This is a genomic window from Pseudomonas sp. MOIL14HWK12:I1, assembly GCF_000510705.1.
Taxonomy (GTDB): Bacteria; Pseudomonadota; Gammaproteobacteria; order Pseudomonadales; family Pseudomonadaceae; genus Chryseomonas; species Chryseomonas oryzihabitans.
Genome location: NZ_KI783307.1, coordinates 117,436 through 132,702 on the forward strand (window position 1 = coordinate 117,436; position 15,267 = coordinate 132,702).

The 15,267-nt window shown below is 66.2% G+C and carries 11 protein-coding genes; 7 read left to right on the forward strand and 4 right to left on the reverse strand.

Annotation, left to right across the window (positions count from 1 at the left end):
• The first annotated feature begins 12 nt into the window (after positions 1-12).
• From hisS to PSEK12I1_RS0110520, 6 genes are all read left to right on the forward strand, one after another.
• A complete protein-coding gene (gene hisS / locus PSEK12I1_RS0110495) occupies positions 13-1,320 on the forward strand; it encodes a histidine--tRNA ligase (RefSeq protein WP_027601481.1) in 1,308 nt (435 codons plus the stop codon).
• An 11-nt stretch (positions 1,321-1,331) separates the two neighbouring features.
• Entirely contained in the window at positions 1,332-1,973 is a 642-nt protein-coding gene (locus tag PSEK12I1_RS0110500) for a tetratricopeptide repeat protein (RefSeq protein ID WP_007162431.1), read from the forward strand.
• Positions 1,973-3,115 carry an outer membrane protein assembly factor BamB gene (bamB, locus tag PSEK12I1_RS0110505; protein ID WP_027601482.1) on the forward strand — a complete coding sequence of 381 codons (1,143 nt, stop codon included), beginning with the start codon at positions 1,973-1,975 and terminating at the stop codon, positions 3,113-3,115. The genes PSEK12I1_RS0110500 and bamB overlap by 1 nt, the downstream gene beginning before the upstream one ends.
• Positions 3,116-3,193: 78 nt before the next feature.
• A complete protein-coding gene (der, locus tag PSEK12I1_RS0110510; RefSeq protein ID WP_007162433.1) occupies positions 3,194-4,681 on the forward strand; it encodes a ribosome biogenesis GTPase Der in 1,488 nt (495 codons plus the stop codon).
• Positions 4,682-5,060: 379 nt separating this feature from the next.
• A complete protein-coding gene (locus PSEK12I1_RS0110515; protein WP_027601483.1) occupies positions 5,061-6,209 on the forward strand; it encodes a pyridoxal phosphate-dependent aminotransferase in 1,149 nt (382 codons plus the stop codon).
• A complete protein-coding gene (locus PSEK12I1_RS0110520; RefSeq protein ID WP_027601484.1) occupies positions 6,197-6,988 on the forward strand; it encodes an amidohydrolase in 792 nt (263 codons plus the stop codon). Before PSEK12I1_RS0110515 ends, PSEK12I1_RS0110520 begins: the two co-directional genes overlap by 13 nt.
• Here PSEK12I1_RS0110520 and PSEK12I1_RS0110525 read toward each other — a convergent pair whose 3' ends face one another.
• Positions 6,989-8,137 (reverse strand): aminotransferase class V-fold PLP-dependent enzyme, encoded by a 1,149-nt coding sequence (locus PSEK12I1_RS0110525; RefSeq protein WP_027601485.1) that lies wholly within the window; start codon positions 8,135-8,137, stop codon positions 6,989-6,991.
• Between the two features lie 131 nt (positions 8,138-8,268).
• Between PSEK12I1_RS0110525 and PSEK12I1_RS0110530 the strand changes: the two genes are divergently transcribed.
• On the forward strand, positions 8,269-8,730 hold the full coding sequence (locus tag PSEK12I1_RS0110530) for an Lrp/AsnC family transcriptional regulator (protein WP_007162437.1): 462 nt from the start codon (positions 8,269-8,271) through the stop codon (positions 8,728-8,730).
• Positions 8,731-8,811: 81 nt separating this feature from the next.
• On the opposite strand, the gene PSEK12I1_RS0110535 is transcribed toward PSEK12I1_RS0110530, so the two are convergent.
• The 3 genes from PSEK12I1_RS0110535 to leuA all read right to left on the reverse strand — a co-directional run bounded on the left by PSEK12I1_RS0110535 (position 8,812) and on the right by leuA (position 14,937).
• Positions 8,812-9,762, reverse strand: coding sequence for an aldo/keto reductase (locus PSEK12I1_RS0110535; protein ID WP_027601486.1), 951 nt, complete (start codon positions 9,760-9,762; stop codon positions 8,812-8,814).
• A gap of 53 nt (positions 9,763-9,815) precedes the next feature.
• Complete coding sequence (locus PSEK12I1_RS23675) at positions 9,816-13,127, reverse strand: EAL domain-containing protein (RefSeq protein ID WP_037006920.1); 3,312 nt, start codon at positions 13,125-13,127, stop codon at positions 9,816-9,818.
• 139 nt (positions 13,128-13,266) lie between these two features.
• A complete protein-coding gene (gene leuA, locus PSEK12I1_RS0110545; protein WP_007162440.1) occupies positions 13,267-14,937 on the reverse strand; it encodes a 2-isopropylmalate synthase in 1,671 nt (556 codons plus the stop codon).
• Between the last annotated feature and the right edge of the window lie 330 nt (positions 14,938-15,267).

Consider the following 15,267-nt stretch of genomic DNA (forward strand, 5'->3'; position numbering starts at 1 on the left):
TAAGGCCCTTTCGTGAGCAAGTCCCTGCAAGCCATCCGTGGCATGAACGATATCCTGCCGGAGCAGACCCCGGCCTGGCGCTACCTGGAACGTACCTTCGCGACGCTGCTCGACGGCTATGGCTACCACGAGATCCGTCTGCCCATCATGGAGTTCACCGAACTCTTCGCCCGCGGCATCGGCGAGGGCACCGACGTGGTGGACAAGGAGATGTACACCTTCCTCGACCGCAACGAAGAGTCCCTGACCCTGAGGCCGGAAGGCACCGCGGGTTGCGTGCGGGCCGTGCTCGAGCACGGCATGACCGGGGGTGGCCAGGTACAGAAGCTCTGGTACGCCGGCCCGATGTTCCGCTACGAGAAGCCGCAGAAGGGTCGCTATCGCCAGTTCCACCAGATCGGCGTGGAGGTGTTCAACCTGCCCGGTCCGGACATTGACGCCGAACTGATCGTGCTTACCGCGCGCCTCTGGCAGCGTCTGGGGCTGACCGACGCCGTCACCCTGCAGCTCAACAGCCTGGGTTCCAGCGCCGATCGCGCGCGCTATCGCGAAGCCCTGGTGGCCTATCTGCAGGAACGCTTCGAGCAACTCGACGAAGACAGCCAGCGCCGCCTGACCACCAATCCGCTGCGCATCCTCGACAGCAAGAACGCCCAGACCCAGGCGCTGCTGCAGGACGCCCCGACCCTGGCGGACTACCTGGACGACGAATCCCGCGCCCACTTCGATGGCCTCAAGGCCCGCCTGGACGCCGCCGGCATCCGCTACCAGATCAATCCCAAGCTGGTGCGTGGCCTGGACTACTACGGCCGGACCGTCTTCGAGTGGGTCACCGACAAGCTGGGTGCTCAGGGCACCGTCTGCGCCGGTGGCCGCTACGACGGCCTGATCACCCAGTTCGGCGGCAAGCCCACCCCGGGTGTCGGCTTCGCCATGGGCGTCGAGCGCCTGGTGCTGCTGCTGGAAACCCTGGAGTGCCTGCCCGGTGATCTGCAGCGCCCCGCCGATCTCTATCTCTGCGCCTTTGGCGAGGCGGCCGAACTGGCCGGCCTCAAGCTGGCCGAGCAGCTGCGCGATGCTCGTCCCGACGTGCGTCTGCTGGTCAACGCCGGCGCCGGCAGCTTCAAGAGCCAGTTCAAGAAGGCCGACAAGAGCGGCGCGCTCTGGGCGATGATCCTGGGTGAGGACGAACTGGCCGCGCAACAGGTGGCGCTCAAGCCCCTGCGTGGCGAGGCGCCCCAGGAAAAGGTCGATTTCGCGGCCCTGGCCGCTCGTCTGGACGAGATTTTGCCCCCGGCCGGTTCCGGTCGCGGGAATTGAGGAGAACGGATTTGAGTTCCATCGACGACGACAATCTGGTGGTCGCCAAGGCCTGGTGGCAGCGTAACGGCAAGCCGCTGGTGGCTGGTGGCGTCATCGCCCTGGTGGCGGTACTCGGCTGGCAGGGCTGGCAGCGCTATCAGAACAACCAGGCGCAAGGCGCCTCGGTGCTCTATCAGCAGCTGGTGGAAGCCGCGCTGGCGCCCGGTGGCAAGGTCGACACCGCGCGGGTGACCGATACCTACGGCAAGCTCAAGCAGGATTATTCCGGCACCGCCTACGCGCAGTACGGCAGTCTCTTCGTCGCCAAGGTGGCGGTGGAGAACAATCGCCTGGACGACGCCGCCGCCGAACTCAAGGCCGTGGTGGACAAGCCCCACGATGCCGAACTCGGCGAGCTGGCGCGGCAGCGTCTGGCCCGGGTGCTGGCGGCCGAGGGCAAGGCCGAAGAGGGCCTCAAGCTGCTGGATGGCGAGGCGCCCAAGGCCTATGTCGCCAACCGCGAAGAATTGCGGGGCGATCTGCTGGTGGCGCTGAAGAAGCCGACCGAGGCCCGCGCCGCCTACGAAAAAGCCCGCGCCGCGCTGCCCAACGATGCAGCCGAAGGCGTGCTGCAGATGAAACTCGATGATCTCGCCAAAGGAGACGCCTGATGTTGCGCTGGAAGCCTATCGCGGTACTGGGTCTCGCCCTTGCGGTCGTCGGGTGCAGCAGCACCGGCAAGAAGGAATTGCCGCCGGCCGAGCTGAAGGACATCAAGGCCGAGGTCCGGCTGGATGAAGTCTGGAGTCGCTCGGTGGGCGATGGCCAGGGCAAGGAATACAACCGCCTGGTCCCGGCCGTGGACGGCCAGACGATCTTTGCCGCCGATGCCGATGGCCGGGTCATGGCGATGAATCGCGAGACCGGTGCGGTGCTGTGGAAGAAGGACCTGGACCTGCCGGTCTCCGGCGGCGTCGGAGTCGGCTCCGGTCTGGTGCTGGTCGGTACCCTGCGTGGCCAGGTCATCGCCCTCGACGCCGGCAGCGGCGACGAGAAGTGGCGCGCCCAGGCCTCCAGCGAGGTGCTGTCCGCTCCGGTCGTCAACAACGACGTGGTGGTGGTGCAGTCCCAGGACGACAAGCTGCAGGCCTTCGAACTGGGCAGCGGTACCCGTCGCTGGATCTACGAAGACACCCAGCCGGTGCTGAGTCTGAGGGGCACCGGTGCCCCCCTGGTGACCAACCAGGTGGTGATGGCCGGCTTCGCCAGCGGCAAGGTGGTCGCCCTGGACGTGCAGCGTGGCCTGCCGCTGTGGGAACAGCAGATCGCCGTGCCCAAGGGCCGTTCCGAACTGGAGCGCATCGTCGACGTGGACGGCGGCCTGTCGCTGTCGGGCGACACCCTCTATGTGGTCAGCTACAACGGCCGCGTGGTCGCGCTCAATCCGGCCAACGGCCAGATCCTCTGGCAGCGTGACGCCTCCAGCTACGACGGCGTGGCCGAAGGCTTCGGCAACGTCTACCTGAGCCTGGACAACGGCACCGTGGAAGCCGTCGAGGAATCCTCGACCTCCGCGCTCTGGACCAATGCCGATCTGGCCCGTCGCCAGCTCACCGGGCCGGTGGTCTGGTCGAGCAACGTGGTGGTGGGCGACTACGCCGGCTACATCCACCTGCTGAGCCAGGTCGATGGGCGTTTCGTCGGTCGCACCAAGGTCGACGGTGACGGCGTCCGGGTACGGCCACTGGTCGTCGGCGATATGCTCTACGTTTACGGCAATGGCGGTAAACTCGTCGCCTATCGTCTGCGCTAGAAACTATTATCCTCAACCGATGGCCGCTACCGTGAAGTTCGGTAGCGGCCATCGTGTTTTCTGCTCTGGGAGAGCCGCATGGTTCCCGTAATTGCCCTGGTGGGGCGGCCGAACGTCGGCAAATCCACGCTTTTCAATCGCCTGACCAAGACCCGGGACGCCATCGTCGCCGACTTCGCCGGCCTGACCCGCGATCGCAAGTACGGCGAAGCCAAGTGGCAGGGACGCACCTACATCGTGGTCGACACCGGCGGTATCTCCGGTGACGAGGAAGGCATCGACCTGAAGATGGCCGAGCAGTCGCTGCAGGCCATCGAAGAATCCGATGCGGTGCTGTTCCTGGTGGACTCCCGCGACGGCATGACCGTCGCCGACCAGATGATCGCCGAGCACCTGCGCAAGAGAAACAAGCGCACCTTCCTGGTGGCCAACAAGGTCGACACCGTCGATCCCGAGATCGCCCGGGCGGAATTCAGCCCGCTGGCCATCGGCGATGCCTTTCCCATCGCGGCGGCCCACGGCCGTGGCGTGAACAACCTGCTGGAAGCCGCCCTGGGCGTCTTCCCCAAGGACGAGGTCGAGGTCGAGGAGCTCTCCGAGGAGCAGGTGCGGGCGGCCGCGGAAGAGGGCGGTGACGTCTTCCGCCGCGTGCAGGGCATCGACGAGACCACCGGCATCAAGATCGCCGTGATCGGTCGACCCAACGTCGGCAAGTCGACGCTGGTCAACCGCATGCTCGGCGAAGAGCGGGTCATCGTCTATGACCAGGCCGGCACCACGCGCGACAGCATCTACATCCCCTTCGAGCGCAACGAAGAACGCTACACCCTGATCGACACCGCCGGCGTGCGCCGGCGTGGCAAGGTCTTCGAGGCGGTCGAGAAGTTCTCGGTGGTCAAGACGCTGCAGGCGATCCAGGACGCCAACGTGGTGATCTTCGTCATGGACGCCCGCGAAGGCGTGGTCGAGCACGACCTCAACCTGCTCGGCTTCGTGCTGGAGACCGGTCGTGCCCTGGTGATCGCCCTCAACAAGTGGGACGGCATGGAGTCCGGCGAGCGCGACTACGTCAAGACCGAGCTGGAACGCCGGCTGCTGTTCGTCGACTTCGCCGACATCCACTTCATCTCGGCGCTGCATGGCACCGGCGTGGGCCATCTGTACAAGTCGGTGCAGCAGTCCTTCGCCTCGGCCACCACCCGCTGGCCCACCAGCCGCCTGACCCAGATCCTCGAGGACGCGGTGCAGGAGCACCAGCCGCCGATGGTCAGCGGACGCCGCATCAAGCTGCGCTATGCCCACCTGGGCGGCGCCAACCCGCCGCTGATCGTCATCCACGGCAACCAGACGGAAGCGGTGCCCAAGTCCTATACCCGCTACCTGGAAAAGACCTATCGCCGGGTGCTCAAGCTGGTGGGGACGCCGATTCGCATCGAATACCGCGGTGGCGAGAACCCCTTCGAGGGCAAGAAGAACACCCTCACCGAGCGCCAGGTCAACAAGAAGCGCCGGTTGATGAGCCACCACAAGAAGGCCGAGAAGAAGCGCAAGGACAAGCGGCGGTAAGCCGGTCGGGCGTTGTGAAGGAAAGGGGGCTAATAGCCCCCTTTCTCTTTGTTAGCGGATTCTGGCGAGGAGGCTCCTCGCACACCGAACTTCCCCCTCTCCCTTTGGGAGAGGGTTGGGGTGAGGGTGATCCCTGCGACGGCCTAGCAGTGAAAAAGATCGTAGCCTTGTCCCCTTCGCGTCGCCAAGGGGTGACCTGACTGCCAGCGGTTGCCCTCACCCTGGCCCTCTCCCGGAGGGAGAGGGGATGTTCGGATCAGGCCTTGTACCCAGGCTATGCCTAGACCGCTGGCTGGCTGATCGGCTTAGCACTACTTGCCCTCTCGCACAAAAAATCGCAGTCTGCCGATCTCCTTCCAGCCAGACCTGTGCCCGCGCGATGATCCAGAGCAAGCTTCCCGGCCTCGCCGTCACCATCTTTACCCGCATGTCCCAGCTCGCCGCCCAGACCGGTGCGCTGAATCTGTCCCAGGGCTTTCCCGATTTCGATGGCCCGGCCGAGTTGCTCGCGGCGGTCGGTCGCCATGTCGCGGCCGGCCACAACCAGTACGCGCCCATGACCGGGCTGCCGGCGCTGCGCCAGCAGGTGGCAGCCAAGGTCGCCGCCTTCTATGGCCGAGAGGTGGATGCTGAGACCGAGGTCACCATCGTCCCCGGCGCCACCCAGGGCCTGTTCTGCGCCCTGCAGACGCTGGTGCGGCCAGGTGACGAGGTGATCGTCTTCGATCCCTGCTACGACAGCTATGAACCCTCGGTGCAACTGGCCGGCGGGCGCTGCGTGCACGTGCCCCTGGCGCTGCCGGGCTTTGGTATCGACTGGCCGGCGCTGGAGACGGCCCTGAGTCCGCGCACCCGTGCCATCGTGCTCAATACCCCGCACAACCCCAGTGGCGCCCTGGTCAGCGCCGCCGAGCTGGATCGTCTGGCCGCGCTGATCCGCGGGCGCGATCTCTATCTGGTCAGCGACGAGGTCTATGAGCACCTGGTCTACGACGGCGAGCGCCATGCCAGCGTCATCGCCCACGACGAACTCTATGCCCGCGCCTTCGTGGTCAGCTCCTTTGGCAAGACCTATCACGTCACCGGCTGGAAGACCGGCTATGTGGTAGCGCCACCGGCGCTGTCGGCGGAATTGCGCAAGGTGCACCAGTACGTGAGCTTCTGCGGGGTGACGCCGATCCAGGCCGCCCTGGCCGACTTCATGGCCGCCCATCCCGAGCATCTCAGCGAGCTGCCGGCCTTCTACCAGGCCAAGCGCGATCTCTTCTGCGATCTGCTGGGCAGCTCGCGCTTCACCTTCCAGCGCGCCGCCGGCACCTATTTCCAGGTGGTCGACTACTCCGCCATTCGCCCGGAGCTGGACGACGTGGCCATGGCCGAATGGCTGACCCGCGAGCATGGCGTCGCCGCCATTCCGCTGTCGGTGTTCTACCAGACGCCGCCCGCGGACCTGCGCCTGGTGCGCTTCTGCTTTGCCAAGCGCGAAGACACCCTGCGCCAGGCAGCGGAGCGGCTATGCGCGATCTGACCCCCACCCAGGACCTGCACTTGGCGCTGGTGCAGAGCGAACTGGCCTGGCACGATCCGGCCGCCAACCGCGCCCATTTCAAGGCGCTGCTGACGGAAGTCGGCGAGACCGACCTGATCATCCTGCCCGAGATGTTCACCACCGGCTTTTCCATGGAATCGGCCGCGCTCGCCGAGCCCGTGGAGGGTCCGACAGCGGCCTGGATGAGCGAACAGGCGCAGCGGCTCGGCGCGGTGGTCACCGGCAGCCTGATCGTGCGGGACGCGGCCGGGCAGCACCGCAATCGCCTGCTGTGGGCGACGCCGGATGGCAGGTTGCAGCACTACGACAAACGCCATCTGTTTCGCATGGCTGGCGAGCACGAGCACTATGCCCCGGGCGAGCAGCGGCTGCGGGTGACACTCAAGGGTTGGCGGATCCGCCCGCTGATCTGCTACGACCTGAGATTCCCGGTCTGGAGTCGCGCCCAGGACGACACCGACCTGCTGCTTTATGTGGCCAACTGGCCGGCGCCGCGGCGCGGTCACTGGAATCGCCTGCTGCCGGCACGGGCCATCGAGAATCTCTGCTATGTCGCCGCGGTGAATCGCATCGGCAGTGACGGCAACGGTCATCCCTATGCCGGTGACAGCCAGGTGCTGGACTTCCAGGGGGAGCCCCTGATCGACGCCGGCGCGGAATCCGGTATCTTCCACGCCACGCTGTCCGCTGCAGCCCTCACGGCCTATCGCGAGCGCTTTCCGGCGCAGCGCGATGCCGATGCCTTCCGCCTGGACTGATCAGGCCCAGAAGGGCGCTGGCTGGGCAGCATGCTGGTGGATCAGGGCGATGGCCTGGTCCACGTCCGCCGCGGTGGTGTAGCGACCCAGGCTGAATCTGTAGCTGCGCGCCGCCTGTTCGGCGGTCAGGCCGAGGCCCAGGAGCACATGGGAGGGCGCCGCCTTGGCCGAACTGCAGGCCGAGGTGGTCGAGAAGGCCAGCTGCTGCTGCAGCGCCGCGGTGTCCAGCGGCGTCGCAAAGGTCAGATTCAGGGTGTGGGGAATGCGCTGCCGGGCGCAGCCATTGAGCCGCATGCCGTTCAGGGTTTGTACCCCGGCCAGGAATCGCTCGCGTAACTGGCCGAGACACTCGTTCTCTCGCGCCATGGCCTGGCCGGCGAGGGCGAAAGCGGTCCCCATGCCGACGATCTGGTGGGTGGCCAGGGTGCCGGAACGCAGCCCGCGCTCATGGCCGCCACCGTGGATCTGCGCCTGCAGGGCACCCTCGGCGCGCGGACCGACATAGAGGGCGCCGATGCCCTTGGGCCCATAGGTCTTGTGCGCGGAAAAGGACATCAGATCGACTTCCAGGCCGGCCAGGTCGATGGCGACCTTGCCGGTGGCCTGGGCGGCGTCCACGTGGAAGAGGGCGCCCCGGACGCGCACCAGCCGGCCGATGGCGTCGATATCGGTCAGGGTACCCAGCTCGTTGTTCACCATCATCAGCGAGACCAGGCAAGTGTCCGCTCGCCAGGCCTGGGCGACGGCCTCAGGGGTGATGAGGCCTGCCGCGTCTGGCGCCAGGTAGGTGACGGTGAAGCCCTCGGCTTCCAGCTGGGCGGCGGTATCCAGTACCGCCCGGTGCTCCAGGCAACTGGTGATCAGATGGCCATGCCCGCGACGCCGGGCCACGCCGAGCAGCGCGAGATTGTTGGATTCGGTCGCGCCGGAGGTCCAGATCAGCTGTTCGGGCCGGGCGCCAACCAGGTCGGCCACCTGCTGGCGGGCGGTGTCCACGGCGCGCTGGGCGTCGTTGCCGAAGGCATGGCCGCGAGAGGCGGGATTGCCGAAGACGCCCTGGCGCCCCATACAGCCCAGCATGGCTTCGATGACGACATCGTCGACAGGGGTGGTAGCGGCGTAATCGAAATACAGGGGATAAGCGTCCATGGCGGCCTCGGGCATTTGAATGGACCTAGGCTAACGCTGGCGCGCGTGAAGAAATTTGCTTTTTTATCGCTCATTGAGCTTTCGAGCGGAATAGAATTCTTTCTAATAGCCGTTGTAGAGAAAATGAATTCATGGATCGCTTCGATCGTGCCATTCTCGAGATCTTGCAGCAGGACAGCACCCGACCGGTGGCCGATATCGCCGAGCGCATCGGCCTGGGTACCACGGCCTGTTGGCGACGTATCCAGAAGCTGGAGGAGCAGGGCGTGATCCGCGCCCGGGTGGCGCTGCTCGATCCCCGTGAGCTCAACGTGGGGGTGACGGTCTTCGTTTCCGTGCGCACCAATCAGCACGCCATGGACTGGCTGCAGCGTTTCCATGAGGCGGTGGCGGCCATTCCGGAGGTGGTCGAGCTCTATCGCATGGCCGGCGATACCGACTACCTGATGCGCATCGTGGTGCCGGACATCGCCGCCTACGACGGCGTCTACAAGCGGCTGATCCAGGTACCGGGATTGCTGGACGTCAGCTCCAGCTTCGCCATGGAGCAGATCAAGTACAGCACCGCCTTGCCGCTGGATTATGTGCGGTAGGAGGATTGGGCTATCGCGGCCATGGGCCGCTCCTACGGGGTATGGATCAGGCCTGTAGGAGCGGCCCCTGGCCGCGACACCTCAGCGATAGGCGCTGACCTGATCCAGCAGGGTGATGTCGTCGGCCGGTAGTTGCAGCCGGGTGGCGGCCACCAGGTCGTCGAGCTGGGTCTGGGAGGTGGCGCTGGCGATCGGCGCGGTGATGCTGGGGCGGGCGATCAGCCAGGCCAGGGCGACCTGGGCCGGGGTGGCGTCGTGCTTCTCGGCGATCTCGTCGAGGCCGGCCAGGATGGCCATGCCGCGTTCGTCCAGGTAGCGCTTGACCATCTCCGCGCGCGACCCCTGCAGATCGTCCTTGGTGCGGTACTTGCCCGTCAGGAAGCCGCTGGCCAGGGAGAAATAGCTGATCACGCCCAGGCCGAGTTCCTTGACCACGGGTTCCAGCTCGGTCTCGTAGTCCTGGCGGGCATGCAGGTTGTAGTGGGGCTGCAGGCTCTGGTAGGCCGGCACGCCCAGGCGTTCGGCGACCTGGGCCGCTTCACGTAGGCGCTGGCCGCTGTAGTTGGAGGCGCCGATCACCCGCACCTTGCCCTGTTCCACCAGCCGCGCGAAGGCGCCCAGGGTTTCCTCCAGCGGGGTGTCCTCGTCGTCGCAGTGCGCCTGATAGAGGTCGATGCGATCGGTCTGCAGGCGCTTGAGCGAGGCTTCCACTGCCTGCTGCACATAGCTGGCTTTGAGACCCTTACGACCTTCGCCCATGTCCATGCCCAGCTTGGTGGCCAGGATCACTTGGTCGCGCTTGCCGCTGCGGGCGAACCACTTGCCCAGCAGGGTCTCGGATTCGCCGCCGCTGTTGCCCGGCGCCCAGCGCGAATAGACGTCGGCGGTGTCGATGAAGGTCAGGCCCGCCTCGAGCAGGGCATCCAGCATGCGAAAGGACTGGGCTTCGTCCAGGGTCCAGCCAAAGACATTGCCACCAAAGCAGAGCGGGGGCACCTGGAGATCTGAGTGGCCAAGGGTACGAGTGTGCATGGAATCCTCATCCGGTTGGGGGAGTCATGCAGGTTACGACCGATGGCCGCGGCTCAAGGTTCGAGGCGCGGAGGCCCGGGCCACTCCCGCAGGGGGAGGGGTTTGCCCAGGGCATAGCCCTGGGCGTAGTCCACGCCGATGGTGCCGAGCAATTCGAAGGTGGCCTGGGACTCGACGAATTCGGCGATGGTCTCGGCGCCGAGGTGGTGGGCGACCTGGTTGATGGATTCGACGATGGCGCGATCCAGCGGATCCTGGTCGAGGCTGCGGATGAAGCTGCCGTCGATCTTCACGTAGTCGACGCGGAAGTGCTTGAGGTAGGCGAAGGAGCTGAGGCCGGCGCCGAAATCATCCAGGGCGATGCGGCAGCCGCGTTCGCGGACCTGGCTGATGAGCGCCGAGGCCACCGAGAGCTTGTTGATCACCGCGGTCTCGGTCAGCTCGAAGAGCAGGCGCTGCGGATCCAGCGGCGAGGCCGCGATCAGCTCCAGCAATTCGGGCAGGAAGTCGAGATCGCTCAGGCTGTTGCCCGAGAGATTGATGCCCACGTGCAACCCGGGTCGTTCCTGCAGCCAGGGCACCAGTTCGACCAGCACCTGACGCACCACCCAGCGGTCGATGCTGCTCATCAGGCCGAAGCGCTCGGCGGCCGGGATGAAGGTGGCCGGCGAGATCAGCTGGCCCTGCACATCGCGCAGGCGCAGCAGCAGCTCGACATGCTGCGCCGCGCCGCCACGGCTCCGGGTGGGGACGATGGTCTGGGCGTGCAGTTCGAAGCGATGCTGCTCCAGGGCCTCGCGCAGGCCGCTGGCCATGAGGATCTCGCGGTGCTGGCGCTCGACGTCCTCGCTGCCGGCGCGATAGAGCGCCGCGCGATTGCGCCCGGCGTGCTTGGCGGTATAGCAGGCCACGTCGGCCTGGCTCATCAATTCGGCCGGGCTCGGGGTTTCGGCGGTGATGGCGACGATGCCGGCACTGGCGCCGACGTCGTAGATCCGGCTCTGCCAGTTGAAGCGCACGGCGCCGATGCTGGCGATGAGCTTTTCGGCCACGGCCTCGGCCTGCACCAGATCGCAGTCGCGCAGCAGCAGGGCGAATTCGTCGCCGCCGATCCGGGCCACGGCATCCGAGCCGCGCAGGGAGTCGCGCAGCAGGGTGCCCAGTTCGCGCAGTAGCAGATCGCCGGCGGCATGGCCGGCGGAATCGTTGACTACCTTGAAGCGATCGAGGTCGATGAAGCACAGCGCGTGCTGGACGGTCCCGGCCTGGGCCTGCTGCCAGGCGGCGTCCAGCTCCTGCTCGAACTTCAGGCGATTGTAGAGGCCAGTCAGGGCGTCGTGGGAGGCGTTGTAGCTCAGCTCGCGCTGCAGATTGCGGGCATGGGTGACATTCTGGAACACCAGCACCGCGCCGATGATGCGGCCATCCACCGTACGCACCGGCGCGGCCGAATCCTGCACCTCGTGCCTGTCACCCTGGCGGCTGAGCAGCACCGCGCCCTCGTCCAGGGAGGTGATGGTCTGCTCGCGCAGGCAGCGGGTCACCGGACTGGGCAGGACCTCGTCGCTCTGGCTGTCGTGGATGAGGAACACCTCTTCGTGGGGCCGGCCCCGGGCATCCGCCAGCGACCAGCCGGTGAGCTGCTCGGCGACCGGATTGAGAAAGAGGATGCGCCCATCCATGTCGGTGGTCAGCACGGCGTCGGCGATGGAGGCCAGGGTGACCTGCAGTCGTTCCTTTTCCTCGTAGAGCGCCGTGGTCAGCTGGTGGTGCTCGGTGACGTCGCTGTTGCTGCCGACCAGGCGTACATGGCCGTCGGCCTCGACCACCGAGATCAGCTCGGAGCGGATATGGCGCACCTCGCCGCCGGGGCCGCCGCGGTTGATGCGGAAGTTGAAGGTGTAGAACATCGACTCGCTGGCGACCTTGTCGAACACCTCCAGCGAACGCGCCTTGTCGTCCGGGTGGATGAAGGTGAGCCAGAAGTCCATGTCCCGACTGAGATTGTCCGGGGCGATGCCATAGAGATCGCGCAGCCGTGCATCGGCATTGAAACCCGGACTGCGGGTATCCCACTCCCAGATCCCCACGTTGCTGGCGCGAATGGCCAGTTGCAGTCGCTCGCGGAGCCGGGCGTTGGTCGCCTCGGCGCGGCGCTGGGCGTCGATGTCGCGGGCCTGCAGCAGATAGCCGGTGAGCAGGTCGCCATCATCATGGTCGGGCGACAGCGCCAGTTGCATCCACAGTCCCTGGCCGTCGCGGTGCAGCAGCCGGCGGGTCTGCTCGCCTTCCTCGATCGTCAGGGGTTCTTCGCCATCGGCGATCAACTCCTTGAGCGACCGGCCGTCGAGGCTGTGGCGCGGATAGCCGAGCATGGCCTCCAGGGCGGCATTCACCTGGCTCAGGCGGCCCTCCACCGACAGCAGTGCCATGCCATAGGGCGCGGCGCTCAGGGCATGGCGAAAGCGTGCCTCGTTGCGCGCCAGGCGCTGGTTGTGGTGACGGCTCTGCTGCACGGCGGCGGCCAGCAGCAGCGGGGGAATCTGCATCAGGGCCACGGGAATGTAGGTCAGGGCTTCCTGCACCAGGGTGGCGCCGCGGACGCCGAGCAGATAACCGTGGGCCACCAGGTAGGTGAAGATCAGGATGTTCAGGCCGCCGACCACCGCGGTACCCAGGGCGGTGAGCCTCAGGGTCATCAGCAGCAGCAGGGTGGAGACGTAGACGAAGGGGTAGGGCACATAGGCCAGGAGGCCGAGCACCAGCACGGGGCTGATCAGCAGCAGGACGATGAACTCACGGGCACCCTGACGACTGAATTGCCGCCACTGCAGCGGGCGGCCGAGAAAGGCGAGGGGCATCATCACCAGCAGGCCGAGGGCGTCGCCGAGGTACCAGTGCAGGGCCACCCGCAGCAGCTCGGGATTGCCCTGCTGAGCGGCGATCAGGGTGCCCAGGGCGGTACCGGCCAGGGGCGTCACCAGCACCCCGTAGAACAGCAGTCGTCCCATGGCCGCGACATTGCGTTCGGGATGGAGGATGCGGCCATGCAGCAGCCAGGCGCCGAACAGGATCTCGGCCAGATTGGGTAGGGAATAGAGCGCGCCGATGGCCGGGTCCCCACTGAAGGGCAATTCGGCCAGGGCGCCGGCCAGCCAGACCGCCAGCAGTTGCAGCGGCCAGCGCCGGGGCGCCGAGCGCAGCAGCCAGGCGATCGCCAGGCCATTGGGCAACCAGAGGGTGGCCACGGTGGAGGACGCCTGGCGGGTGAAGAGGATGCACAGGACCGAACTGATCAGGAACAGCAGCGCCAGCGCGGTGGCGTCACGCAGCAGAGAGGTGTTTCGCGACAGAGTGAAGGTCATTGCCTATCCAGACAAGCTGCCCGGCTGGCCGAAGCGGGCAGGCGAGACGATCCCTAGGAAGCGGGGAGTATCTCCGCTGATTCGCCATAAAAAAAGGGAACACCGACAGGTATTCCCTTTGGTTTGACGAATGTCAGTTTCAGGCGGCCTTGGCCTGGGCCTGGGTCACCGCGCGATTCAGGGCGCTGAGCAGGGCGCGGAAGCTGGCGGTGGTGATGTTCTCGTCGATGCCGATGCCATGCAGCGGACGCTGACCTTCCAGGCGGACCTCGATGTAGGATGCGGCCTTGGCGTTGGCGCCGGCGCCGATGGAGTGCTCGTGGTAGTCCATGATTTCCACCGCCTGCGGCAGGCTGGCGACCAGGGCTTCCAGCGGACCCTTGGCGGTGCCGTGCCAGTGCTCGGTACGACCTTCGACGGCGACCTTGATGTCGACGGTGGAGGTGCCGTCTTCCTCGCGCAGCTTGTGGCTGACCAGGGCATAGGGGCTCTTGGCCTGCAGGTATTCCTGTTCCAGCAGGGCGTGGATCTGCGCCGCGGTCATCTCCAGGCCCAGGCGATCGGTCTCGCGCTGCACCACCTGGCTGAACTCGATCTGCATGCGGCGCGGCAGGCTGATGCCGTATTCCTGTTCCAGCAGGAAGGCGATACCGCCCTTGCCCGACTGGCTGTTGACGCGGATGACCGCCTCGTAGTCGCGGCCGATGTCGGCCGGGTCGATGGGCAGGTAGGGCACTTCCCAGAGGGCGTCCGGCTTCTGCTGGGCGAAGCCCTTGCGGATGGCGTCCTGGTGGGAGCCGGAGAAGGCGGTGTGGACCAGATCGCCGACATAGGGATGGCGCGGGTGCACCGGCAGCTGGTTGCACTCCTCGACGGTCTTGCGCACGGCGTCGATGTCGGAGAAGTCCAGCTCGGGGTCGACGCCCTGGGTGTAGAGGTTGAGCGCCAGGGTCACCAGGCAGACGTTGCCGGTGCGCTCGCCATTGCCGAACAGGCAGCCTTCGACGCGATCGGCGCCGGCCATCACCGCCAGTTCCGAGGCAGCGACGCCGGTGCCGCGGTCGTTATGGGTGTGGACGCTGATCAGCACGCTGTCGCGGCGGTCGATGTGGCGACCGAACCATTCGATCTGGTCGGCGTAGTTGTTGGGCGTGGCGCACTCGATGGTGGCCGGCAGGTTGAGGATCAGCTTGTTGGCCGGGGTCGGCGCGAACACCGCGATCACCGCGTTGCACACCTCGACGGCGAAGTCGGTCTCGGTGGAGCTGAACACCTCGGGGGAGTACTCGAAGCCCCACTGGGTCTCCGGCCGCTCGGCGGCCAGACGCACGATGGTCTGGCCGGCGGCCACGGCGATGGCCTTGACGCCGGCCTTGTCCTGGCCGAAGACGATGCGGCGGAAACTCGGCGCGCAGGCGTTGTAGTAGTGGACGATGGCGCGCTTGGCGCCCTTGAGCGATTCGAAGGTGCGCTCGATGAGGTCGTCACGGGCCTGGGTCAGCACCTGGATGGTGACGTCGTCGGGGATGTGACCGCCCTCGATCAGCTCGCGGACGAAGTCGAAGTCGGTCTGGGAGGCGGAGGGGAAGCCCACCTCGATCTCCTTCAGACCCACGGCGACCAGGCACTTGAAGAAGGCCATCTTCTTCTCGGCGTCCATCGGCTCGATCAGCGATTGGTTGCCGTCGCGCAGGTCGGTGGACAGCCAGATCGGCGCCTTGTCGATGACCTTGTCCGGCCAGGTGCGGTCGGGCAGGGCGACGGGCGTGAAGGGACGGTACTTCTGCGAGGGGTCTTTGAGCATGGTCATGGCGATTCTTTCCTTGGGCGTGGTCGGGACTTACGAAGCGAGCGCGGTCGAGCTTCGCAGTCGTGGACTGACCAGTCGCAGGCAGCGGTGCTGCCGGAGGAGGATGAGGGTATGGGCGTTGTGCATGGCGCTTACGTTAGTCCGCGCAGGGCAGGTCTCGCAATGTTCTTTTTGAAATTGGCAGGAATGTTCGATCAGCGCGATTTACTGATGATTTATTGCTTGACGGGGCTGGTTATTGGTGATTTCTAAAAGAACGGGGTGGTGTTTTTTGTGTAACCCGAAATCGCCGGGGCGATCCCTGGCGTCGGGTTGGGGTCAATGCTGGAC